The organism is Streptomyces sp. CA-210063 (genome assembly GCF_024612015.1).
In the GTDB taxonomy this organism is placed as follows: domain Bacteria; phylum Actinomycetota; class Actinomycetes; order Streptomycetales; family Streptomycetaceae; genus Streptomyces.
This window is the reverse complement of record NZ_CP102512.1, coordinates 6868584-6892181: the sequence shown is the minus strand read 5'-3', so window position 1 is coordinate 6892181 and position 23598 is coordinate 6868584. Positions and strand designations below refer to the sequence as shown.

Annotated in this window: 21 protein-coding genes; 3 read left to right on the top strand and 18 right to left on the bottom strand. The window is 71.1% G+C overall.

Features of this window, described 5'->3' with window-relative positions:
- Nucleotides 1-11: 11 nt before the first annotated feature.
- The 16 genes from JIX56_RS30155 to JIX56_RS30080 form a co-directional block, all read right to left on the bottom strand.
- Nucleotides 12-377, bottom strand: a complete 366-nt coding sequence (locus JIX56_RS30155; protein ID WP_257545160.1) for a hypothetical protein — start codon at nt 375-377, stop codon at nt 12-14.
- 121 nt (nt 378-498) lie between these two features.
- On the bottom strand, nt 499-4242 hold the full coding sequence (locus JIX56_RS30150) for an ABC transporter ATP-binding protein (RefSeq protein WP_257551215.1): 3744 nt from the start codon (nt 4240-4242) through the stop codon (nt 499-501).
- A gap of 96 nt (nt 4243-4338) precedes the next feature.
- A complete protein-coding gene (locus JIX56_RS30145) occupies nt 4339-4668 on the bottom strand; it encodes a putative quinol monooxygenase (protein ID WP_257545159.1) in 330 nt (109 codons plus the stop codon).
- Entirely contained in the window at nt 4668-5615 is a 948-nt protein-coding gene (locus JIX56_RS30140) for an NAD-dependent epimerase/dehydratase family protein (protein WP_257545158.1), read from the bottom strand. Before JIX56_RS30140 ends, JIX56_RS30145 begins: the two co-directional genes overlap by 1 nt.
- Nucleotides 5616-5633: 18 nt before the next feature.
- The gene (locus JIX56_RS30135) at nt 5634-6860 is read right to left on the bottom strand and encodes an MFS transporter (protein WP_257545157.1); all 1227 of its coding nucleotides are present in this window, start codon (nt 6858-6860) and stop codon (nt 5634-5636) included.
- Nucleotides 6857-8230, bottom strand: coding sequence for a hydrolase (locus JIX56_RS30130; RefSeq protein ID WP_257545156.1), 1374 nt, complete (start codon nt 8228-8230; stop codon nt 6857-6859). Before JIX56_RS30130 ends, JIX56_RS30135 begins: the two co-directional genes overlap by 4 nt.
- Nucleotides 8227-9480, bottom strand: a complete 1254-nt coding sequence (locus tag JIX56_RS30125) for an ATP-grasp domain-containing protein (RefSeq protein WP_257545155.1) — start codon at nt 9478-9480, stop codon at nt 8227-8229. The genes JIX56_RS30130 and JIX56_RS30125 overlap by 4 nt, the downstream gene beginning before the upstream one ends.
- A 31-nt stretch (nt 9481-9511) precedes the next feature.
- Complete coding sequence (locus tag JIX56_RS30120; protein ID WP_257545154.1) at nt 9512-10492, bottom strand: transketolase; 981 nt, start codon at nt 10490-10492, stop codon at nt 9512-9514.
- Nucleotides 10489-11346 (bottom strand): thiamine pyrophosphate-dependent enzyme, encoded by an 858-nt coding sequence (locus JIX56_RS30115; protein ID WP_257545153.1) that lies wholly within the window; start codon nt 11344-11346, stop codon nt 10489-10491. Before JIX56_RS30115 ends, JIX56_RS30120 begins: the two co-directional genes overlap by 4 nt.
- Nucleotides 11343-13397, bottom strand: coding sequence for a M20/M25/M40 family metallo-hydrolase (locus JIX56_RS30110; RefSeq protein ID WP_306819889.1), 2055 nt, complete (start codon nt 13395-13397; stop codon nt 11343-11345). The genes JIX56_RS30115 and JIX56_RS30110 overlap by 4 nt, the downstream gene beginning before the upstream one ends.
- Nucleotides 13394-14485, bottom strand: coding sequence for an N-acetyl-gamma-glutamyl-phosphate reductase (gene argC, locus JIX56_RS30105; RefSeq protein ID WP_257545152.1), 1092 nt, complete (start codon nt 14483-14485; stop codon nt 13394-13396). The genes JIX56_RS30110 and argC overlap by 4 nt, the downstream gene beginning before the upstream one ends.
- Entirely contained in the window at nt 14478-15797 is a 1320-nt protein-coding gene (locus tag JIX56_RS30100) for a DegT/DnrJ/EryC1/StrS family aminotransferase (RefSeq protein WP_257545151.1), read from the bottom strand. Before JIX56_RS30100 ends, argC begins: the two co-directional genes overlap by 8 nt.
- Entirely contained in the window at nt 15794-16429 is a 636-nt protein-coding gene (locus JIX56_RS30095; RefSeq protein WP_257545150.1) for a degT/DnrJ/EryC1/StrS aminotransferase, read from the bottom strand. The genes JIX56_RS30100 and JIX56_RS30095 overlap by 4 nt, the downstream gene beginning before the upstream one ends.
- Before the next feature lie 214 nt (nt 16430-16643).
- Nucleotides 16644-17522, bottom strand: coding sequence for a RimK family alpha-L-glutamate ligase (locus tag JIX56_RS30090; RefSeq protein ID WP_257545148.1), 879 nt, complete (start codon nt 17520-17522; stop codon nt 16644-16646).
- A complete protein-coding gene (locus tag JIX56_RS30085) occupies nt 17519-17707 on the bottom strand; it encodes a lysine biosynthesis protein LysW (RefSeq protein WP_257545147.1) in 189 nt (62 codons plus the stop codon). Before JIX56_RS30085 ends, JIX56_RS30090 begins: the two co-directional genes overlap by 4 nt.
- A gap of 341 nt (nt 17708-18048) precedes the next feature.
- Nucleotides 18049-18186, bottom strand: coding sequence for a hypothetical protein (locus JIX56_RS30080; RefSeq protein ID WP_257545146.1), 138 nt, complete (start codon nt 18184-18186; stop codon nt 18049-18051).
- A gap of 112 nt (nt 18187-18298) precedes the next feature.
- Here JIX56_RS30080 and JIX56_RS30075 point away from each other — a divergent pair, with 112 nt between their 5' ends.
- Complete coding sequence (locus JIX56_RS30075; protein WP_257545145.1) at nt 18299-19351, top strand: LuxR C-terminal-related transcriptional regulator; 1053 nt, start codon at nt 18299-18301, stop codon at nt 19349-19351.
- 33 nt (nt 19352-19384) lie between these two features.
- Here the strand turns inward: JIX56_RS30075 and JIX56_RS30070 are convergent, their stop codons facing one another.
- Nucleotides 19385-20425, bottom strand: coding sequence for an esterase-like activity of phytase family protein (locus JIX56_RS30070; RefSeq protein WP_257545144.1), 1041 nt, complete (start codon nt 20423-20425; stop codon nt 19385-19387).
- A gap of 60 nt (nt 20426-20485) precedes the next feature.
- Entirely contained in the window at nt 20486-21370 is an 885-nt protein-coding gene (locus JIX56_RS30065) for a class A beta-lactamase-related serine hydrolase (protein WP_257551211.1), read from the bottom strand.
- Nucleotides 21371-21847: 477 nt separating this feature from the next.
- Here JIX56_RS30065 and JIX56_RS30060 point away from each other — a divergent pair, with 477 nt between their 5' ends.
- Both JIX56_RS30060 and JIX56_RS30055 read left to right on the top strand, forming a co-directional pair.
- Nucleotides 21848-22909: a NucA/NucB deoxyribonuclease domain-containing protein gene (locus JIX56_RS30060; RefSeq protein ID WP_257545143.1), complete on the top strand. Its 1062-nt coding sequence runs from the start codon at nt 21848-21850 to the stop codon at nt 22907-22909.
- A 96-nt stretch (nt 22910-23005) separates the two neighbouring features.
- A complete protein-coding gene (locus tag JIX56_RS30055; RefSeq protein ID WP_257545142.1) occupies nt 23006-23572 on the top strand; it encodes a hypothetical protein in 567 nt (188 codons plus the stop codon).
- Nucleotides 23573-23598: the final 26 nt, after the last annotated feature.

Genomic DNA, 23598 nt, shown 5'->3' with positions numbered 1-23598 from the left:
GCGGCTGGGGCTCAGCGCAGGATCCAGCCCGAGTTGTAGGTCAGTGAGCCGACCCGCGCCTTGATCCACACACCGCGCTTGCCCGCGTGCACGGTCACGGGCCCGGTGGGGCGCTTCTTGTTCTTCGCCCACCGCCCGGCCCAGGGGCGAATCTCGACGGACGCCTTGCGGGCCTTGTTCGTCCCGGTCTTCTTGGGCACGAGCACGGCGCACACGTACCGGGTGCCCTTCCGGTAGACCTTGATGGTCCCCGCGTCGAACGTCAACGTCCGCACCTTGCGCCCGCCGCACCCCGGGGCGGCCGCCTCCGCGCTCCCCGCCGGCCCGGCCAGCGTCAGCAGCCCGGCCGTCGTCAACACGGCCAGCACGAGCGCCATCGGCCGACGTGTCCCACGCCTGCTCACTGTTGCCCCTCCCGCCTCGGAACCGTACTGATGTACGGACGCGCAACCCCCCTCGAACGGTTGCGCGCCCGGCGGAACAGGCTGGGGAGACGCCCTACGGCCGCAGAACCGGCTCGCCCACGAAGGTCCGCCACAGCTCCGCGTACCGGCCGCCGCGGGCCAGGAGTTCGTCGTGGGTGCCGTCCTCCGTGACGCGGCCGTGGTCCATGACGACGACGCGGTCGGCGCGGGCGGCGGTGGTGAGGCGGTGGGCCACGACGAGGGTCGTGCGGCGGCCGGCGAGGCGGTCGGTGGCGTGGTTGACCTGGGCCTCCGTCGCCAGGTCCAGGGCCGCCGTCGCCTCGTCGAGGAGCAGGATGTCCGGGTTCACCAGCTCCGCGCGTGCCAGGGCGATCAGCTGGCGCTGTCCGGCGGACAGGTTGCGGCCTCGTTCGGCGACCTCGTGGAGGTAGCCGCCCTCCAGGGTGGCGATCATGTCGTGGGCGCCGACGGCACGGGCGGCGGCCTCCACCTGGGCGTCGGTGGCGTCGGGGCGGCCGTAGGCGATGGCGTCCCGGATCGTGCCCTGGAAGAGGTACGCCTCCTGCGGGACGACGCCCAGGCGGTGGCGGTACGACGTGATGTCGAGGTCGCGCAGGTCGGTGCCGTCGACCGTGACCCGGCCGCCGGTGGGGTCGTAGAAGCGGGCGACGAGTTTGACGAGGGTCGACTTGCCGGCGCCGGTCTCGCCGACGAAGGCGACGGTCTGCCCGGCGGGGATCGTCAACGCGACCCCGCTCAATGCCTCCTCGTCGTCCCCGTACGCGAAGTCCACGTCCTCGAAGGCGATGTCGCCGCGCAGCGACAGCACCTCGAGGGGCTCGTCGGCGGCCTTCGTCGAGGTCGGCTCCTGGAGGAGTTCCTGGATGCGGCCCAGGGAGACGGTGGCCTGCTGGTAGCCGTCGAAGACCTGGGAGAGCTGCTGGACGGGGGCGAAGAAGAGGTCGATGTAGAGGAGGTACGCCACCAGGGCGCCGGTGGTGAGGGTGCCCGCGTCGACGCGGTGGGCGCCCACGACCAGGACGGCCGCCGCTGCCGCCGAGGAGAGGAACTGGACGAACGGGAAGTAGAGGGAGATCAGCCACTGGCCGTGGACACGGGCCTGGCGGTAGCTGTCGCTGCCGGCCGCGAACCGCCGGCCGCCGTCGCGCTCACGGCGGAACGCCTGCACGATCCGCAGCCCGGACACCGACTCCTGGAGGTCCGCGTTCACCACGGACACCCGCTCACGGGCGAGTTCGTACGCCTTCACGCTGGCCCGGCGGAAGAAGACCGTGCAGACGATCAGCGGCGGGAGCGTGGCGAAGACGACGAGGGCGAGCTGTACGTCGATCACGACCAGGGCGACCATGATGCCGAAGAAGGTGACGACGGAGACGAAGGCCGTGACCAGGCCGGTCTGGAGGAACGTCGAGAGAGCGTCGACGTCCGTCGTCATCCTCGTCATGATCCGGCCCGTCAGCTCCCGCTCGTAGTAGTCGAGTCCGAGGCGCTGGAGCTGGGCGAAGATCTTCAGGCGGAGGGAGTAGAGGACGCGTTCGCCGGTGCGGCCGGTCATGCGCATCTCGCCGATCTGGGCCGCCCACTGGGCGAGAACCGCGAGCAGCCCCAGCAGCGACGCGGCCCAGACCGCACCCAGGGCCGCCTGCGAGACGCCCTGGTCGATGCCGTGCCGGATCAGCACGGGCAGCAGCAGGCCCATGCCCGCGTCGACCGCGACCAGGCCCAGGCTGATCAGCAGCGGCAGCCCGAAGCCGCGCAGCAGCCGCCTCAGGCCGTACGACTCCTCCGGCGCGACCGCGCGGGCCTCGTCGATCCCGGGGGTGTCGGTCGCCGGGGGCAGCGCCTCGACCTGGGCGAGGAGTTCGGGGGTGGCGGGGGTGCCGTCGAAGGCGGTGTCGCGGGGCTCCCGGTCGCCGGTCCACAGGCGGGGCGTGATCCCGCGCTCGGCGTCGAACTCGGCGTCCAGCTCGTCCCGTATCGAGTCGCGTACGGGGGTGTCGTCGGACTTGGCCAGGGAGGTCGGCGGGATGTGGCCGGGCGAGACGCCGCCCAGCTCGTCCGGGTCGGTGAGCAGACGGCGGTAGAGGGCGGAGCGGCGTTCCAGTTCCTCGTGGGTGCCGATGTCGGCGAGGCGGCCCTCGTCGAGGACGGCGATGCGGTCGGCGAGGCCGAGGGTGGAACGGCGGTGGGCGATGAGGAGGGTGGTGCGGCCCTCCATGACGTGCTTCAGCGCCTCGTGGATCTCGTGCTCCACACGGGCGTCCACCGCCGAGGTCGCGTCGTCGAGGACGAGCAGGCGCGGGTCGGTGAGGATCGCGCGGGCCAGGGCGATGCGCTGGCGCTGGCCGCCGGAGAGGGTGAGGCCGTGTTCGCCGACCTTGGTGGCGTAGCCGTCGGGCAGGTCGGCGATGAAGCGGTCGGCCTGGGCGGCGCGGGCGGCGGTCTCGATCTGCTCGTCGGTCGCGTCCGGGCGGCCGTACGCGATGTTGTTGCGGACCGTGTCGGAGAAGAGGAAGGAGTCCTCGGGGACCAGGCCGATCGCGGCGCGCAGCGAGTCGAAGGTCAGCTCGCGGACGTCGTGGCCGCCGATGAGGACGGCGCCGCGTGTGACGTCGTAGAAGCGCGGGAGAAGGAGAGAGACGGTCGACTTGCCGGAGCCGGAGGAGCCGACGACGGCGAGGGTCTCGCCGGGGCGGATCTCGAAGCTGAGGCCGTTCAGGACGGGGCGCTCATCGTGGTAGCCGAAGGACACGTCGTCGAACTCGACGGTCGCGGGGGCGTCCGCCGGGAGGGTCTTCGTGCCGTCGCTGAGGCTCGGCTCGGTGTCGATCAGCTCCAGGACGCGCTCGGTGCCGGCGCGGGCCTGCTGGCCGACGGTGAGGACCAGGGCGAGCATGCGGACGGGGCCGACCAGCTGGGCGAGGTAGGTGGAGAAGGCGACGAACGTGCCGAGGGTGATGTGGCCCCGGACGGCCAGCCAGCCGCCGAGCGCCAGCATGGCGACCTGGCCGAGGGCGGGGACGGACTGGAGGGCGGGGGTGTACCTGGAGTTGAAACGGATGGTGCGGAGCCGCCCCGCGAAGAGCCGGCGGCCCACTTCGCGCAGTTTCCCGGTCTCCTGCTCCTCCTGTCCGAACCCCTTCACCACGCGTACGCCACTGACGGCGCCGTCGACGACGCCCGCGACGGCGGCGGCCTGGGCCTGGGCGTACCAGGTGGCCGGGTGCAGCTTGGTGCGGCTGCGCTCGGCGATCCACCACAGGGCGGGGGCGACGGCGAGGGCGACGAGCGTGAGCGGCAGGGACAGCCACGCCATGATCACGAGGGAGATCAGGAACAGCAGGAAGTTGCCGATGGTCATCGGCAGCATGAAGAGCAGGCCCTGGATCAGCTGGAGATCGCTGGTCGCACGGCCGACGACCTGGCCGGTGGACAGCTCGTCCTGGCGGCGGCCGTCGAGCCGGGTGATCGTCCCGTACATCTCCGTACGGAGGTCGTGCTGGACGTCGAGGGCGAGGCGGCCGCCGTAGTAGCGGCGGATATAGGTGAAGACGTAGACGAGCAGGGCGGAGCCGATCAGGGCGGCCGCCCAGGGGGCCATGTCCCGGGTCTTGTCCCCGATGACGTCGTCGATGATCACCTTGGTGATCAGGGGGACGAGGGCCATCAGGGCCATGCCCGCGAGGGACGAGCCGAGGGCGAGGATCACGCCCTTGGGGTACCGCCAGGCGTATCCGGCGAGCCTGCGGGCCCAGCCGTCGCCTCCGGCACCGGGCTTCTCACGTTCCTCTCGCAGGTCCTCTACGGCTTCCTCCCCCTGTCGCGCGGCCACGCGGTGCCCTCCTTGTCGCTGTTCTCTTCCGGAAGGCACCAACACGGCCGGCCGGGGATTTCATCCCGCCGCGACATTCGGGACGGCGTCCGCGCCGGCGACCGGGCGCAGGGGACGGCTGGAATGCACCTCCCGTTCGATGCGCGGCATGATCTCCGGGACGTAGATCTTCTGGATGGCCTCGCCGTCGCCGTGAAGCTCCCAGACCTCGCGGGTCTCCCAGCGTTCGACCAGCACGAAGCGGCCGGGGTCGTCGTGCGACTGGTACGCCTCCCAGGCGACACAGCCCTCCTCGGCGAGGCAGAGGGGCCGCATGCGGGTGAGGGCGTCCGCGACCGCCGGGATCCCGGCGGGGTCCGGGACGCGGATGATGACGATCAGATCGAACATCAGTTTCCTTCCTGGTCGGCGACCGTACGGGCCAGCGCGGGCAGCCACTGGCTCACGGGAGCACAGCGGTGGCCGAGCGCCGCCGCCCGGTCGGTCGCCATGCCGAAGTCGGCGGGGCAGGAGAACGGGGAGAGGTCGGGGTCGCCGGGGGCGTCCTCCTTCTCGATCACCTGCGGCACGAGTCCGAGGGCGCTCTCCACCGCCGCGCAGACGTCGTACACGTCGGCGGCGTCGGGGGAGGCGACATTGACCGCGCCGGTGATGTCCGTGGTGGCGGCGAAGGCCAGGAAGGACGCGGCGTCCGGCGCGTGGACCAGGGAGGTACGGCCGGGGCGGGCGTGCGCGACGATCGGGCGGCCGGCCCGGACCCGGTCGACGTGGAAGCCGTACCGCTCGGTGAAGTCGTCCTCCGCGGCCACCACGTGGGCGACCCTGGCCAGGACCACCGGCACCTCGGCGAGGGCGGTCAGCGCGGCCTCGGCCTGACGCTTGCCCTCGCCGTAGTTGGGCCCCGCGAAGTCGGGGTCGTGCCACGGGAGGGCCGTGTCGTAGGCGTACGCGGCCGGGTCGAGCTCCTTCTCGCGGGCGAAGGCGCTCATCGGCGGGGCCGGGATCTTCCAGCGGAACGTGTCCGCGTTGTACACCTCCATGCTGCTGGTCAGCACGTACTTCCCGGCCCGCTCGCCGAACGCCTCGACGGCCTCCACCGCGGTGACCGGGGAGTAGCACATCTGGTGCACCACGGCGTCGAACCGCTCCCCCGCGACGGCGGCGGCCAGTTCGCCGGGGACGGACAGGTCGGCCCGGAGCCGGCGCACCGAGTCGCCGAAGGTGTCCGGGGCGCGGCCCCGGTTGACGACGGTGACGCGGTGACCGTCGTCGAGCAGTCGCCGTACGAGCAGCTTGCCGAAGAACCGGGTGCCGCCGATGACGCAGATGTCAGCCATGCCTCTCGTTCCTCCCTCTCAGCTCGCGGCGGCTTCGGCCGGTTCCGGGGCGGACTCGTCCGCAGGCTCCTCCGTGGCGCTGTCGTCCTTGCTGAACAGGCAGATGAACCCGCACGCGGCGGCGATCACCGCCGCGATGTACCAGTTCGCACCCGGCACGTCCCACGACAGGGCCAGGTCGAAGAGGATGCCCGCCAGGAGGGAGCCGACCATGTTGCCGGCGCTGCGGAAGAAGTGCATCGCACCCATGGCCTTGGCCAGGCGGTCGGCGGGGACCTTGCGGGCGATCCAGATGTCGAAGGAGGGGACGAAGAGGATCTCGCCGAGGACGACCGTCAGGCAGCCGACGATCACCCAGGGGGCCGTGCGGCCCGCGCCGAAGGCCGTGAAGGCGACCGTCATGCCGGCCAGGCCCAGCGCCATCACCGCGCCGGGGCGCAGGTGCTTGATCAGGAACTTGAACAGGGGGTACTGGAGGATCAGGACGGCCAGGCCCGTGATCCAGAAGGGGGACGAGGGGGCCCAGCCCGACGCGTACTCCTCCATGTGCAGCGGGATGCCGACCATGAAGCCGATGGAGAGGAACCAGAAGACGGCGGAGAGGAGGAAGTAGCGGGTGGCGCCGCGGACCTCGATGCCCTTGAAGACCGCCGTGCTCACCAGGGGCTTGTGCTCCTTGGCGGGCGGCTCCCCGAAGCCGTCCCTCGGGATGAACGCCGACGACGCCAGGCAGAAGCCGATGAAGATGGCGAAGACGACGGAGAACAGCGTCCGCAGGTTCACGTCCGCCAGCAGGCCGCCGACCAGCGCGCCGCCGAAGAGGCCCACCTGGGCGGACATCTGGAAGGTCGAGAAGGCCTTCGGGCGCTCGTCGTCGGGGTACGAGACGAGGATGTTCTTCAGGCCGGGGAAGGCGGTGCCGGAGCCGAGGCCGATGAAGAAGGCGAGCGCGGAGTAGACGACGACGCCGCTGCCGAAGCCCATCAGGCCCAGCGCGACCGCCTCCATGGCGGTGCCCGCGAACACCGCGCCACGGATGCCGATCCGGGCCGCGACCCCCTCGTAGAAGAAGGTCGCGGCGAGACGGCCGACATACGTCATGCACATCACGACACCGGCCCAGAAGCCGCTGTCGGTGCCGCCGAGGGAGGCGACGAGGACGGGGAACCAGATGAAGTTCCCGATGTGGGCGAGGAAGATGCCGGCGTTCACGCCGATCAGCGCCCGCCTGCGTTCGATGGTCACGCGGCCAGTCCCTTCGGATCAGTCACAGCATGGGTGGCGCGCAGCGCCGCTATCGCCCGGGCGAGCGCCGGGCGGTCGATCTCCGTGCCCCGGACGACCGTCCTGACAGGCAGGGCCGACAGCGGGCGGTCGGGGGTGGACGCGTGCAGCACGTTGTACGTGGCGGTGGCGCCGACGCTCAGCGGGTGCGCCCCGGTCGCCCGGCCGCTCAGCTCGTCGAAGTAGCGGCGGCCGCCGACCGTGGCCTGGTGGCGCAGCATCGCCTCCAGTGACGCGTCGTCGCCGCGCAGCAGGTCCAGCTCGCTGAGCAGCGAATAGCCGTGGTACGCGCCGGTGTTGCCCGAGTCGGTGCCGACCAGGAGGTCGCCGCGGGCCAGCGCCGCGACGGCGTTGCGGCGCATGTCGGCGAGGGCGGCGGTGCGGGTCTCCTGGACGCCGTACTCGATGCCGTAGGGCTTCTCGATGCCCTTGACGAAGTCGAGGTTGCGGACGTCCTGGGTCTCGGCGAAGCCCTCGCGGCCGTACTCGGCGAGGAACTCCTCCCCCGTCATGATCATCGGCCGGAGCCCGGCGAGCGTCGAGACGAAGCGCGCGCCCTCGAACTCCTTCCAGTCGGCCTCGTCGAGGGTGCGGTCGCGCACGGTGTGGGCGAAGAGGCGGAAGCCGCACTCGTACGCCCAGCGGGTCTCCTGGAGGGTGTTGCAGTCGATGACCGCCGTGACGCCGCGCTCGGCCGCCATCCGGGCGGTGAAGCGCAGCACCCGCTCGGAGAGGCGGGAGAACCTGACCGGGCTGCCCGGCTGTTCCGTGCCGTCGGTGAACATCACCTTCAGGAAGGTGCCGCCGCGTTCGGCGTTGGCGCGCAGGGCGTGGTCCAGGTCGGACTCCACGGCCAGCATGTACACCGGGGCCGGGAACTCGACGCCGTGGCCGGTGCGGCCGGCGGCGTCGGTCGTCGCCGTCACCGCGTAGCCGCAGTGCGTGATCTCGGGGTACGGCCACGGGGAGGCCGCCCGGCCGGCCGCCCAGGCGTCGGCGGCCAGCGGGAAACCGAACATGTCCACCACGTGGGTGACCCCGTGGTAGAGGTACTGGAGGGCCACGATCCGGGGGTCCTCGACCGTGTCGTCCCAGTTCGCGGGGAGCGAGACATGGGCGTGGGTCTCGGTGTAGCCGGGCCAGAGCTCGTGCTCGCCGCCCTGCCGGGGGCCGGTCTTCGTGAAGGCGGTGAAGACGCCGTTCTCCGTCGTGACGTCGTACAGCGCCTCGGGGTCGAGGGCCGGGACGGCCACCCCGTGCAGGGTGACCGGTCCCTCCTCACCGCGTTCGGCCTGACGGCGTGCGTCCTGGCCGCGTACGGCCTCGGTCATCGGGCCACCTCGACCTTCAGGCGGAGGTCGATGGCGTCCAGGGCCTCCTCGTTGCGCTTGTTGACCTCGTCGCGGTCGGCGCCGGTGAAGATGATGTGGCCGATCCAGTCGAAGTTGCTCTTCGACAGCCTGCTCACCTCGACGCCGGGCTTCTTGTAGGCGAGGGCGCTGTGGAAGCCGGGCAGGTCCTTCAGGCCGTCGAAGCCGATGGACTCGACCGTGCCGGCGACCGGGGAGCCGAACCAGTGGCCGCCCGCGATCGTCTCGCCGGGGAAGGGCAGTTCGGGGCGCTCGCCGAGGGCCTGGCGGATGACCTCCAGGTAGGCGTCGACGCCGGAGCTGATCTGCATCAGGCTCGGCACGATGCCGCCGATGAGCCGGCCGTTGACCTCGCAGAGCACCGGGCCGTCCGGGCCGAGCAGGAACTCGGTGTGGATGAAGCCGAAGTCGACGCCCAGCTCGTTCAGGACCTTCGTGGTCATCTCGAACAGCTCGTCCTGGAGCGGGTGGCCGGTGAAGTACGTGGCGCCCATCTCGATGAAGTGCGGGAAGCCGCTCAGCGGACGGTCGGTCAGCCCGAGGTTGACGACCTCGCCCTTGCCGAGCACGCAGGACTCCACCGAGATCAGCTCACCGGTGACGAACTCCTCGATCAGGATGTCCGGGATGCGGACGACACCGCGCCCGTAGTCGACGACCTCCGCCAGCTCGGCGAGGTACGCCGTCAGGTCGTCCTCGTCCTTCAGGTGCAGGACGTGCAGGCTGGCGGTGCCGTCGGACGGCTTCACCACGCACGGGAAGCCGATCTCGCGGACGGCCGCCTCGACCTTCGTCGGGTCGGAGACGTGCGCGAAGCGCGGCTGCCGGATGCCCCTGCCGTCCAGGGTGAGGCGGGTGAGGTGCTTGTGACGGGCGTTGCGGGCGCCGTCGACGCTCATCCCGGGCAGGCCCAGCGCCTCGGCGACGGCCGCGGTGTGGACGGTGTGGTACTCGCTGTACGTGGTCACGCCGTGCACCGGGCGCTCGGCGTGGACCTCGCGGGCCAGGGCCGTCAGCTCCTCGATGGAGAAGGCCTGCTCGCTCTTGATGACGGTGCAGTTGGGGTGCGCGTACGCGGCCTCGGTGAGCGGGGAGACGGCGAGGTAGAAGTCGGGGTCGACCGAGACGAGGGTGACGTCGTGGCCGAGGTCGAGTGCGTTGGCGATGCCGGCCATGCCGTTCGGGTTGCATTCGATCATGAGGATGTGCATGTCGGGCTCCTTGGTTGGCTTGTGGGTGCGATCAGCGCGTGGTGGGGTGACCGGCGGCGGTGGCGGCACGGTCCAGTGCGTCCAGTACGGCGGGCAGGTCCAGGCCCAGTGCGGCCATGACCTCCTCGTGGTCGCCGCCCTGCGAGGGCCAGCTCCGGTTCGCGCTGACCGACGTGACCTGGCAGGCCGGCAGCAGCAGGGCCAGCGCTTCGGCGACCCCGCCCTGCCCGCGGTGCTCCTCGACCACCACGAACCGGGAGTGGTGGCGGGCGAGTTCGGCCGCGGCTTCGGTCAGGTGCTCGTGGTCCAGGTAGACCAGGTGCGCGTGGGCGGTGCCGGGTGCGGCCCGCCGGGCGGCGAGGGCGAGCCGGGTGCCTTCCTCGCCGACGGAGACGAGGCAGACGGCGTCGGGGTCGGCGGCCGTGAACTCCCAGTTCACGAGGGGCAGTTCGGCACCGACGCCCGGGAGGGACTCGTATGTCGCGTTGCGTCCCGTACGGATGTAGTGCGGGCGTCCGGAGCGGACCGCCTCCCGCACGACCGCGCGCATCTCGGCGTCGCCGTACGGGGCCGCGATGGTCACGCCCGGCACGCTGCGCAGGATCGCCAGGTCCTCCAGGCAGTGGTGGGTGGTCCCGAACCAGGCGCCGGAGACCCCGGCGTACGGCGCGACGACCGTGACCCCGGCGGCCAGATAACCGAGGGTCAGCTTCAGGCTCTCGGCGGCACGCAGGGCGGCGAACGGGGCGAAGGTGCTGACGAACGGCTTGTGCCCGCCGGCGGCCAGGCCCGCCGCCATGTCGACCATGGCTCCCTCGGCGATCCCGAGGTTGAAGAAACGCTCCGGGTGGGCGGCCTGGAAGGGGTGTCCCTTGCCGCCCAGGTCCGCCTCCAGGCAGACGATCGTGTCGTCGGAGGCGGCGAGCCGGGTCAGCTCGTCCCGGTAGGCGTCGCGACCGGACAGGGTCACCGGTCGCTCGTCGGTGAGGAGCGCGGTTGCCGGAAGGCTCATCGGATCGCTCGCTTCCACTTGGCGGCGCGCGCCTCGTCGATGGTCACGTAGTGGCAGCCGGGTTTGCCCTCGACGGCTCGTACGCCCTTGCCCTTGACGGTGTCGGCGACGACGGCGAGGGGGCGGCGGGCGGTCGAGCGGTCCTCGGCCAGCAGGGCGGTGAGGGCGCGCAGGTCGTGGCCGTCGACCTCGACGACGTCGAAGCCGAACGCGGCGAACCGCTGCGGGAGTTGGGGCAGCGGCGAGATGTCCGCCACCATCCCGTCGTTCTGGCCGCCGTTGCGGTCGACGACGAGCACGAAGTTGGCCAGTTCCTGCGCGGCGGCGACCTGGCAGGTCTCCCAGACCAGGCCCTCCTGCAGCTCGCCGTCCCCGGCGACCGCGATACCGAGCCCGTTCCCCCCGCCGATCCGCTGCGACAGCGCCCAGCCGGCGGCGTACGGGACGCCGTGGCCGAGGCTGCCGGTGGGGAAGCGGACGCCGGGCACCTTGGGGCCGGGGTGGCCGGTGTAGGGGTGGCCGGCGAGGCCGTACAGCGGGGCCGGGTTCTCCGGCAGGATGCCGCTGACGTGCAGGGCCGCGTAGAGCCCGGCCGCCGCGTGGCCCTTGCTGAGGACGACCTCGGTGCCGTCGTCGCCGGCGGCGCGGTGCAGCGCGGCGATCAGGATGTCGAGGACGGAGAGGCTGCCGCCGAGGTGGCAGCCGCGCGGGCTCGCCGCCATGTCGACCACCAACCGGCGGGCCCGCACGGCACGTTCGGTGAGGGTGGCCACCAGGTCGACAGGGTCGGTCAGGGCAGCCAGGTCGGTCACGTCGTCCCCGACCCGGGTCTCTTCGCGTACGGCCGTGGTCATCGCCGGCTCCCCTCGGACAGGGCGAACCACCGGTGGACGGCGTCGGCGAGCAGGGAGCGGGCGGTGCGGTACTCCATGGGGTCGATGCGCTCCTCGTCGGTGTGGTCCAGGGATGAGTCGCCGGGCCCGTACGCCACCATCGGCACGTCGTGCCAGGTGGTGGCCAGCGTGTTCATGTCGGACGTGCCCTTCTTCACCACGAAGCGGGGCCTGATCCCGGCCTGCGCGAAGGCCCGGGTGAAGACCTTGACCAGGGCGCTGGACCGGCCGCCGGCGTGCCCGGGGGTGGCCCGCAGCACCTCGACGCGCACGTCGTCGCCGGCATGGCCCAGCGCGGCGGCCTCGAGCACCGCCACCTCGACCTTGGGCGGCACCCGGAAGTTGAGGATCCCGGTGGCGGTGCCGCGCTCCCGCCCGTTCTCCACCTGGACGTCGATGACCGCGCTGAGCGCGTCCGGCGCCTCGGCCAGCACCGAGGCCCGGATGCGGCCCAGCACGTCGATCAGGTGGTCCGGCGCGGACACGGCGTCCATCCCGGCGGAGTGGCCGCTCGCCACGGACGCCGTCACCCGGAGCTTGAACAGCCCGAAGTAGCCGAGGGTCAGGGTCCCCGAGCCGCTGGGCTCGCCGATGACGACGGCGTCGGCGGGGTAGCGGTCGCGGGCGTGGAAGGCACCCTTGGAGGAGGAGATCTCCTCCTCCACCGCGCCGACCACCCGCAGCTGGGCGTCCTCGGGGATGTCCGCGTGGGCGAGCACCTCCAGGAAGTTCGCCAGGCTGCCCTTGGCGTCGACACTGCCCCGCGCCCACAGCTCGTTGTCACGCCACTCGGCCGGCCAGTGGTGCGGGACCGTGTCGAGGTGGCCGAGCAGCAGCAGCCGCCGGGGCCCGTCGCCGCGGGTGGCGACCAGATTGCCCGCCTCGTCGACATGGGCGTCCATGCCGCGCTCCCGGCACCACTCGGCCAGGTAGACGGCGAGTTCGGCCTCGTCGCGCGAGACCGACGGCACGCACGCCACCCGGGTGAGCAGCCCGAGATCGGCCGCCGGCTCCTTCGTACGCCAGAACCGGGTCCAGCAGGACGGCTCGCTCATCGTGTGCGGGCCGGTGATGGCGACATCCGCGCCGCTGTTCTTCATGGCGATCTCGGCGGCCCGCACCTTCTGCCGCATCCTGCCGCCCGCGTACTTCGCGCCCTCGCCCGGATAGGCGTCGTACAGCGTCGAGTCCGGGTCGGACGGGTCGGTCAGCAGCCCGGCGGTACCGGTGACCAGCCGCAGATGGTCGGCGCCGAGCGCGCCGGTCAGTACGGCGGCGAGCACATCGGCGTCCACGTTCAGCGGGGCACCACCGGCCGGATCGGCGACCGGCGGCGACAGACACACGACGTCGTACGCCTCCAGCAGCGCGGTGAGCCCGTCGGTGTCGACCTCCGTCGGCACCCCGGCCCGGTGGTCACGGACGACCACGGTCCGGCCCTCGGCGGACACCGCCTTCAGCGGGCGGTTCGCCTTTCCGGTCACCAGCCCGCCGCGCGCGGCGACGGAGGTGAACACGCTCAGGCCGAGCGCCCGCAGGTCCCGCTCCACGGCGGGCAGCGTGACCCGCTCGTAGGCGTCGACCAGGTGCGCCATCTCCTCCGGCGGGCAGTACCGCACCGAGTCACCGCTGGTCAGCCGGAGTTGGGGCATCGGCCGGCCGATGGTCTCGTAGTGCCGCTCGATCCCGGTGGCCCCGCCCGCGACGAGCAGCACACGGGCGCCCCGGGCCACCAGGTCCGCGAGCTCCTTGTGGATGGCGCCGCGGTCGAGGGTGGCGCTGCCGGCCTTGATGACGTAGAGGGGGCGGGTGGGCGTGAGGGTGCGGCGGGTCGGCTGGGGGGTGGGGGCAGGGGTGGGGACGGCTTGCGAGGCCGGAACCGAAGCCGGAGCGGGAACCGAGGTCGGAGCCGGGACCGGGGCCGTCGCCGGGACCGGGGCCGGCGCCGGGGCGTTGATGTGAGCCGGAGGCTCGATCCCCGCCCCCGTCGGCCTTTCCATCTGCGTCGTCATGGTGACACCGCCGTCGTCGGCAGGCCGGCCGTCTCGTCGAAGCCGTTGATGAGGTTCATCGCCTGGACGGCCTGGCCGGCGGCGCCCTTGATGAGGTTGTCGAGGGCGGCGACGGCGACGACCTGGCCGCCCTGGACGGCGATGGCGACCTCGGCGACGTTCGAGCCGACGACCGCCTTGAGCATCGGGAAGTCCTGCGGCGCCTTGGGCGCCGGGCGGACCCGTACGAACGGCTTGCCGACATACGCCTTGGCGTAGGCCCGCTTGACGTCCAACGAGGTGACGCCGTCCCGGAGTTCGGCGTACGCGGTGACCAGGATGCCCCGGGCCACGTCCAGGCTGTGGGTGGAGAACCGCAGGTCCACGGCCGCGCCGGTGAAGTCGGCGATGGCCTGGCGGACCTCCGGCGCGTGCCGGTGCCCGTACAGCTTGTGCACCCGGAAGTTCCCGCTGCGCTCGGCGGGAGGCTCGTTGCTGCCCCGGCCGCCGCCGGTGGAGCCGGTCTTGGCGTCGACGACGACCTTGTCGGTCGCGAGGGGCTCGGCCCCGAGTGCTCCGGCGAACAGCGGGTACAGGGCGTAGATCGTCGTGACGGCCATGCAGCCGGGCAGGTTCACGAACCGCCCGTCCGGTACCTCGGAGCTCAACTCCGGTACGTAGTAGGCGAAGTCCTCCAGCGGCGGGTGCTCGGCGGTCTTCGGGTAGTGCGCCCGCACGTCGTCCTCGGCCCGCAGCCGGAAGTCGCCGCCGAGGTTCAGCACCCGCTTGGCGTGCGCCGCGATCAGGGGCAGCCGCTCGGGCAGCGCCCCGGTGGGCAGACAGCCGAAGGCCACATCGACGGGGTCGACGTCCGCCAGCTCGGCCAGCGGCCGGAACTTCAGCCCGCCCGCCTTCGGATGGTTGCGCAGCCACGGGTGCACCGTGCCGATGGCGGCACCGGCCGCCCGCTCGGCGGACAGGAAGGCGAGTTCGACGTGCGGGTGCTCCAGGAGCAGCCGGATGACCTCGCCCCCGGTGTATCCGCTGGCACCGACGACGGCGACGCGGATCTTGTCGTGCGCGTGTGTGGTGAGGTCGATGTCAGCCAAGGCGGGCCGCCTTCTCGTACGGCCGGACGTAGTCGCGGTCCTCGACGAGCTTGCGGATGGCGTCCGGGCGGCGGGCGACCTTGCGGAAGGCGTCGGCGTAGCGCAGGATCCGCTCGTACTCGACCGGGGAGCGCAGCTCGCGGCAGAGGACGAGGGTGGAGTCGAGCATGCCGAGGGTGACGGGGAAGTCCTCCGGCCGGTGGTCGCGCACGGCCCCCGGGTTGAGGCTGAACGGATAGCCGTTGCCGAACCCGTCACGGTTCCGGAAGGGCAGATGGCACGGGATGGGCGTGTTCTGCCACTCACGGGCGGGCACGCCCTCGGCGACCAGCAGCTCGTGCACGGCCTCCTTGACGGCGTACACGGGAAGGTCCTCAAGGCCGACGGCCTCGGGGTGCAGAGTGATCCGGTACATGTTGTAGGCGTGGACGTGCCCGTCCGGCACGTGCGGCGGAGTGAACAGGCCGGTCTCGTCGAGCGCCTCCCCGAGCAGCGTGGCGTTGCGGGCCCGGATCTCGTCGTAGTACGGCAGCCGCTTGAGCTGGCTGCTGCCGAAGGCGGCGGCGACCCAGGACATGCCGTAGTCGATGCCGTGCCGGGCGAGGTAGGTGACGGCCCGCTCGTACGACTCCTCCTGGGCGAAGAAGGCGATGCCGCCCTCCCCACCCAGCGGGAAGTTCTTGTCGGCCATGAGGCTCTGCCCGGCCGCGTCCCCGAGGGATCCCGCGACCCGGTCGCCGATCTTCGCGGAGTGGGCGTGCGAGGCGTCCTCGACGAGGGCGATGCCGTGCCGGTCGGCGAGGGCGCGCAGGGCGGGAACGTCGGCGGGCAGCCCGTGGACGTGCACCGGCATGAGCGCACGGGTCCGGTCGGTGATCGCGGCAGCGGCGGCGGCCGGGTCCATGCAGTACGTCACCGGGTCGATGTCGACGAACACCGGGACGGCGTGCGCCGCGACGACGGCCTGCGCGGTGGCGATGAAGGTGAACGCCGGCACGATGACCTCGTCACCGGGCTGTACGCCCGCGCCCACGAGCGCCATGTGCAGACTGGACGTACCGCTGGCCGTGGGCAGCGCGTACCCGGCGCCCACATACGCCCGGTAGGCCTCGGCGAAGTCGGCGACGACCTTCTCGGGCGCCTGCCGCTGGGCGAGCATCAGGTTGAACACGTCTTCCTTGGTGATGACCGGGAAGAGCGTGCGGCGCATGGCCTTGGGGATGATCTCGCCACCGCCGAGGGCGGCGAGTTCGTCGTCGAGGTCCGCCGGATTCGGCAGCGGCAGCGGCGAGTTCGGGAAGTCGGTGATCATGACTGGGTCGCTCCGGAGGTCGCGGCGGGTCGCGCCGCCTGGGTCAGGGCCATCCGCACACAGGCGGCCACGAGCGGGCTGAGCCGGTAGTTGAACTGCACTCCGGGCACGAGTTCGGCGTCCGCCTCCTCCTGCGTCCACATCGTCCGCAGGTCGTAGGCGCCGAAGATCTTCAGCCGCTCGGCGCGGGCCCACAGGCGCGGGTCGTCGGTGAGCACGGCGGCGGCTGGACCGAAGCCGAGGCCGGTCAGGTCCACGACCAGCGCCGGCGCGGTGGCCCCCGCGGCCAGTTCGCCGAGCCGGTCGGCGTTCGCCGGGTCCAGCGCGATGTGGTCGTACGCGGCGGGCCCGTCGTACGACGTCACGTTGACGCCGAGCCAGGCGAGGAACGCGGAGGTCTCCGCGTCGGGCTCCGCGAGCGCGACGCTGTCTCCGTGCCCGATCCCCTGACCGGCCAGCGCGGCGTGGATCGCCCCGGTACGGCTGTTGAGCAGGACGGCTTTGCTCCGCCCCGTCTTCTTCGTCAGTAGTCGTTCCAGACCGGGCAGCTCCCGGTCACTCTTCTCGATGCTCATCACCACGCCCGAGGTCAGGACGCGGGTGAGCACGGTGGCCGTGTCGAACAGTTCCATGTGATGTCGGTCCTCTTTCCGAAGAGCTCGGTCCAGCGGGTGTGTGGACGGGTGCGGGTGGGTGGGGGCTTGTCGCGCAGTTCCCCGCGCCGCTTTCAGGGGCGCGGGGAACTGCGCGAGCAACCACGACGCACCCGCGGCTGGGGGTCGAAGGGGCGCAGCCCCTGGGGGATGGGACGGGTAGGGGCGGCGGGGGCGGAGAAAGGCCCCGTGGCTAGGCGGCGGCGTTCACCGACAGCTGCTCCGCGACATACGCCGCATACAGCCCCGCCACATCCACCCCATGCCGCTCCGACGACTTGGCGAACTCCGGATTGGCGTTCACCTCAAGGACGAGCAGCTCCCCGGTGGCCCGGTCCTCCACCAGATCCACGCCGTAGAACCCGGGCCCCAGCACATCCACCACCTGCTGGCACAGCTTGTCGATCTCGGCACTCACCTCGACGCGCTCAACACTCGCCCCCAGATGCGTATTGGTCCGCCAGTCCTCCGACGCCCGCTGAATCGCGACGACAGGCGTCCGCCCGACCACCACGACCCGCAGGTCATGCCCGGGCTTGTCGACATACGCCTGCACGACCACGGGAAACAGCTTCCCGGTCGCGTCCGCGGACTCCCGCCCCCCGGCCCACGCCTCGACACACTCCGCGTTGGCCATCTTGGTGACCCCCCGCCCCCAGGACCCGCTCACGGGTTTGACGACGGCCGGCATCCCCAACTCCCCCACGGCCGCACGCACCTGGTCGTAGCTGAAGGCATGCCGGGTGACCGGATGCGGAATGCCGTGGCGGGCGAACAGCAGCGACTGGAGCCCCTTGTCGTTGCACGCCTCGATGACGGACGACCGGTTGAGGGTGGTCACCCCGGCGTACTCCAGCCGCCGGGAGACGCTGATGGCGTCCCGATGGGACAGGTTGCGGATCACGGCGAGGCCGGGCGGCGGGCCACCGGTGCGGCCGGCCACCACCTCCGCGAGATCCTCCATGAGCAACGGCCGAGCCGTCAGCCCCTCGGCCCGCAGCGCCCCGAGGAGCAGTTTCTCCTCGGGCCGCAGCATCGTCACCGAGAGCAGGACCTGATCAGCGGTCGTCACTCGCCCCAGTCCTCTTCCACCTCGGGGGCGAGATCAAGACGTACCCCGGCGGCGGATTTCTCGACAACCTCGTGCTCCTGGCCGCAGGCCGTGCACTCGGTGATCTCCCCCTTTTCCCAGTCCCCCTGGACCTCGAATTCGGTGTCGCACACCAAGCACTTCGGTGCGGCAATGGCGGTGGTCATTTCCTCGGACTCCTTCGTTGGTTCAATATGAAACCGACATGCCGGAACAACTCACGGGAACCGATAAACCGGCAGGCGGATTTCACCGGACAGCGCATGAACATCGACTGGACACCGAATGGACACCGATCCGGCAGGACGGTCCCGCGAGCGGTCAGTCGTGAAGCCCCGCACCCCCGCCGCACCTTGACGCCCCGTCAGATAGGCCGTCCGGGCCGCACCGAGCCGTCGTCGAGCCGCCGTCGCACATGTGTGCCACGTGAGCGGCACATGAGCACTACGTCGGCTTTACGCGCGTTTTTGCCTGGGCTTTACGCGGGTAGATCGGCCGAGCCCCGGGCTCAGGGCCAGCCGGGGTCGCCCGCGGCGATGGACGCCTGGGCGTTGGCGACCGTGGTGCGGTCAGCCGTCTCGGCGGCGACAGAAAGGGTCAGCACCGCGGCGGCGACAAACGCGAGCGCCCCGGCCATTCTGCGCATGTACTTCATTTCTCTTACCCCCAGAAGAATTCTCCGACTTCCGGCTCTTCGCCGGTGTCCACACGAAGAGCATGCCGTGGGCCGCCGGTTGCCGGAAGCGAATGGAGGGGTCATGATCGTGCAATGCAGGAATCTGAAGGGGGATGGCATGTGCGGTGAGGCGGCCATACGCGGGGGCGGCGATACCGCCGCGGAGCTGTGCGGCGCGGGCATCGCGTTCTATCGCACCGCTCTGCTGGCGGGGAGGGCTCCCCGCGCGGACGCGCCGGGATGTGTGAGCGCGTTCGGGCTCGTGGCCCCCGCGGTGGACGACCCGGAGGCCATGGTGCCGGTACCGCCCTCGGTGGCGACCGCGGCGCTGGCGCACCCGCTGGAGCAGCAGATCCTGGAACAGCAGCAGGCCCTGGTCGCCGTACGGGCGTCGATGTCCCAGGCGGAGAGCGTCTACCGCACCGCCCGCCGTGAGGGAAGCGAGTCCTCGCAGCGGCTCACCCCGGCGCCGGCGATCACGGCCGCCCTCGACGAGGCGATCCAGGGCACGAAGAAGGAGCTGCTGACCGCGCACCCGGGCGGCCGAAGACCCGAAGAGGTCCTGGTCAAAGCCCTGCCGCGCACGCTGGAGGCGCACCGCAAGGGCGTCAAGCAGCGCACGCTCTACCAGCACACGGTCCGCGCCCACGGCCCGACCCTCGACTACATCAAGCAGGTCACCGACCTGGGCGTCGAGGTGCGTACCGTCGACGAGGTCTTCGACCGGATGATCATCTGCGACCGTGCCCTGGCCTTCATCCCCGACATGGGCAAGGACCACGGCACCCACGCCCTCAAGGTCACCGACCCCGGCGTCGTGCACTTCCTGGTCTCCGCCTTCGAGTACGCCTGGGAGCGGGCGAAGCCGGTCGTCTACGAGCACGACCAGCAACGCCCCCCGCTCCTCACCGACGAGACCCGGCTGCACGTCCTGCGCCTGATGGTCGACGGCTACACCGACGCCGCCATCGCCGGGCGGCTCGGTATCAGCACCCGTACCGTCGCCAGCCACCTGAAGAAGGTCGGCGACATGCTCGGCAGCAACAGCCGCGCCCAACTCGCCTACCTCACCGCCAAGAGCGGCCTGTTGGAGGACGGCACGGCGGCCGACTGCGACTGCGAACGGCGGAGCTGAACGCCGCCGGGGCCGGCCGCCACCGGCCCGGGCTCACGCCACGCGGACCCGGAGCGAGTAGAACCGCGTCGTCTGTACGGCGTTCTGGTTGTCGTCGCTGACCAGGAGCACGTTCAGCCGCCCGTGCCGCTGCCCGGTGATCGTCATCCCCTCGATGTTGTCGAGCAGCGGGTTCGGCTGCGGCTGCTTGGCGGTGGCGCCGAGGGTCGGGCAGTTCACGAGGTCGGCGAGGAGCGTCTTGCGGACGAGCCGTACGCCGCTGCCGTCCTGGCCGGTGAGGACGTCGACGCCGCTGGTGTCCGTGGCGCGGCGGGTGTCGGCGACGTAGAGGCGGACCGTGTTGCCGACGCCGGCGGTGAAGCCCCGCTCCAGCACGAGCAGCCGCCCGCCCGGGAGGGCCGCCACCTCGACGACGCCGAGGCCGGTGTCGGCGCGGTAGCCGTACTGGGCGGAGAGCCGGAAGTCCCGTCCGCCGCCGTGCCGTTGCCAGGTCTGGAGGCGGACGATCCCGGCCGTGTCGCCGGAGAGCGCGCCCTCCATCGAGGCGAGCAGGGTGCGCCCGCCGGGCAGGAGGGTGAGCCCCTCGAAGGTCTGGTTGGTGGCGGCGCGCCCGGCGGGGGCGACCTTCAGCGCGTCGGGCACGGGGAGGCTGCCCAGGATCCGGCCCTCCCGGTCGTACCGCCGTACGGTCGGCTCGGTCTCGGAGGTGACGAGGCGGGTGCCGTCCCGGTCCACGACCAGCCCCTCCGAGTCGAGCGCCGCGCCGCTCTCGGTGGCGAGCGGTACGACGCCCTTCGGCTGGAGCGTGCGGCGGTCGAGGGAGAAGAGGGAGGACCGGTCGGAGACGGCGAGCAGGGACCCGTCCCGGTCCACGGCGAGAGCGGAGAAGTTGCCGACGAAGGTGCCCTCGTACGTCGTCTTGTCGAGGGCGTCGGAGTAGGCGTCGATGGAGACGGACGGCGAACAGGCGTTGTTCCGCGGCGAGTCGGCGTGCACCGGCCCGGCGGCGGCGAGTGTGGTGGTGGCCGCGGCCAGACCGGCGGTGACGGTCGCGAGAAGGGTTCTGAGACGCATGGCGTCACGGTAGGACGACGCCGGTGATACGGAGATTGCCTCTCCGTGAACGTCCGGGGATCAGCCGCCGGTCGTGCCGGCCGGCACGGGCACGGTCGCTTCCTGGGGCTGATCGGTGGGCACGTACCGCTGCGTACTCGCCGACGTGCTGACCGGCACGAGATCCTTGTGGATGACCTTGGCGACGCCCTGGATGGTGTTCACGCCGTACTTCATGTCGGGGTTGCCGTGGGTGAGGACGGTGATCGTGTAGTCCCGTCCGCCGCCCTTGAACGTGCCGACGCTGTGCACCCGCCAGCCGTGCGTGGCGCGGGACAGCCAGCCGTTCTTGACGTGCACCTTCACGGTCGACGGCGCCCCGGCCGGGGTCCCCCAGCGCTGCGAGGAGACGACCTTGTTCATCAGCTTGAGGACGTACGCGCGGGCGTTGTCGCTCAGCACACTGTTCTTCGCGGTGAGCAGCGCGAGCAGCCGCTGCTCGTCCCGGACGGTGATCTGGGTGAGACCCCAGTAGTTGTTCGCGCCCGGCTTGGTCTGGGTCATCTTGGCGGCGGCGAGAAACGCCTTGATCTTGGTCAGCCCGAGCTGCTTCCACAGGGTGCTGGTGGAGGCGTTGTCCGACTTGGTGATCATGGCGGTGGCGAGCTTGGTCTCACGGTCGGTGAGATACCGCCCCTGCTTCTTCGCGTCCCACAGCAGCGCCGCGAGCACGGTCACCTTCACGACGCTGGCCGAGTCGAAGGCGGTGCCGCCGCGCAGGGTGCAGGTGGTCTTGGTGGTGCGGTCGTACAGCCCGACCGCCACCGTCCCCTTCCGCTTCGCCAGCGCCGCCGTGATGTCCTTCCGCAACTTCTCGGCCAGCCCGGCCTGCCCCGACGTACAACTGACCTGCGGCGGCGCGGCCGCCGCGCCCGGCGCGAAGCCGACCGCCAACGGCAGGAGCATCCCGGCCCCGATGCCCGCGGCGAGCACCCGGGTCCGTCTGGACGTCCGGGATCTCCGGAATATCCGCTGAGTCATCAAACCTTCCCATCCCCTTGAGCGACGACGAATTGAGCGACGACGAACGCGCTCGTGGCGCGTTCACCCCACTCGACTCGCAAGGATGGTCGAAAGTTGTACGTACGTAGGTTTTCATCCCGGGACCCGCCCCAAAGGGAGGTGTCCGTAAGGACAAGTCCGGTTCCGGCCGAATCCGCCCCGGACCCACCAGCCGGACCGACCCCCACCCGTTCTCTGACCGGCCGATATCGGCCGTCACCGCACGACAGCCACTCGATCATGACCGAAACCGAATCGAAACCGATCAAATCACCGCCTCTTCTTTGCGTTTCCTGTGCTTCCATGGCGCCAACGCGACGGGGGCGTACATGAGTTGACGGTGTGCCTTCGTCGGCCGTGACCGACACACGGGGGTACAACTTGAAACTGACCAAGCCGCTCATCACCGGGGCCGTGGGGATAGGTCTGCTGATAACGGCAGCGGCCCCGTCAGCGACAGCCGCCCAGACCGGCGCCGGACAGGCGAGCGCCGGACAACTGCGGGTCACCATCGGCTCGGCCGAGGGCAAGGCGGGTGCCGTCGCCAGTCCGATGGCCAACGCGACCTGCACGATCAACCGCATCACGGTGAACCGCTACAGCTCGTGCGAGTGGGTCACCGTCCACGTCGACGTCATCAGGGTCGTCAACGGACGCCCCGTCATCGAGGGCACCGCCGACTTCAACGCCAAGCACCAGATGACCCTCAAGGCGAACTCCGCCAACTGGAGCGAGAAGTTCACCGTCTCCAAGGCGAAGACCACCGGCAAGGGCAAGGGCGTCCGCGTCAACATCGGCGCCACCTCGGGCGGCGGCACCAAGGCCACCGTCAAGTTCCCCCAGGGGCGCACCCTTGACAGCGCGGGCAACGGCACCGTGAGCTACAAGAGCGCCGCCATCGCCCCGAAGAAGATCAAGCCCAAGGCGAAAACCACCTACAAGTACACCTTCACCAAGGCCGGTTACAGCCCGGGCGGCGTCTCCTACGCCTCCGCCACGTACCGGTGCGACAACTACTACGGGAGCACCCGGACGAACCGCTCCGGATGCGCCTTCCCCGAAGCCCCCACCGCGGTGAGCATGGTGGGCCTGGCCCGTATCGACGAAGGCATCCGCAAGCTGCGCGCTCGCGGCGGCCACTACGGCGACCCCAACGGGGGCAAGCCACTGCACTGGATGACCGACAAGACTCAGGAGGGCAAGAACCGGGCCGCGGTGTGCCCGCGTTCCGCGCCGGCCGACATGAAGCGCGTCGGCCGCACCTCGTGTGACGAGTACCCGTTCGCCTCCACCAGGGAGGGCGGCACTCACCTTCCCGCGAACCAGCGGGAGATCACCTGGGTCAAGGTCCAGGAGAACAAGTCCCAGGGCGGACGCATCACCGCATGGCGCGGCAAGATGCACGTCATGCATGGTGACCCGTTCTACGTGGTCACTTCCTGAGCCGTCTACACTCCCACCGCCAGACAGGGTGCCCCCTCCCGCGCGATGCGGGAGGGGGCACCCTGCCCCGCTCAAGGTGTCTCAAGGAGGCTTCCCTTGCTGGTCCGTGAATCCTCGTTCACCGTCGAACTCGGTGAGAACGGCTACCTCATCGGCTTCACCGACGACTACGCCTACCCCCAGGAGATGCCCTTCGGCTGGCGCTGCGGCCCGGCCACCGAGGCCAACGCCGTCGTCCTCACCACCACCGACACCGGCCCCCTCCTGATCACCATCCAGGTCCACGACGCCCCACCGCCCGCTGAGACCAACGGCGACTGGGAGCCCGCGGAGGAACTCAGCCTCCGAACCGACCTCCCCCACCTCTGCCTCGCGACCCTCGAACAGGGCGACATCCTGGACGCCTGGCCCGAAGACGAACCCCCGCTCAAAAACTTCGACGGCTGGGTACGCATGCGCCTGTACTGCCACGCCGACGACCCCGAACCCGGCATCGGCGACCACGGCGAACGCCACCTGATCCAGCTCTGGCCCGCCCCCGAGACACCCCCGATCCACCCCGAGATCACCGAGGAAGACCGCCGTGCACGCGCCGAGTACGCGGCGGACATGGCCATGCCTGTGGAGGACTACACCGCCGAGTACTCCGTCGAAGAGAACTGACAGTGTGGCTGCGGCGGTGATCCGGG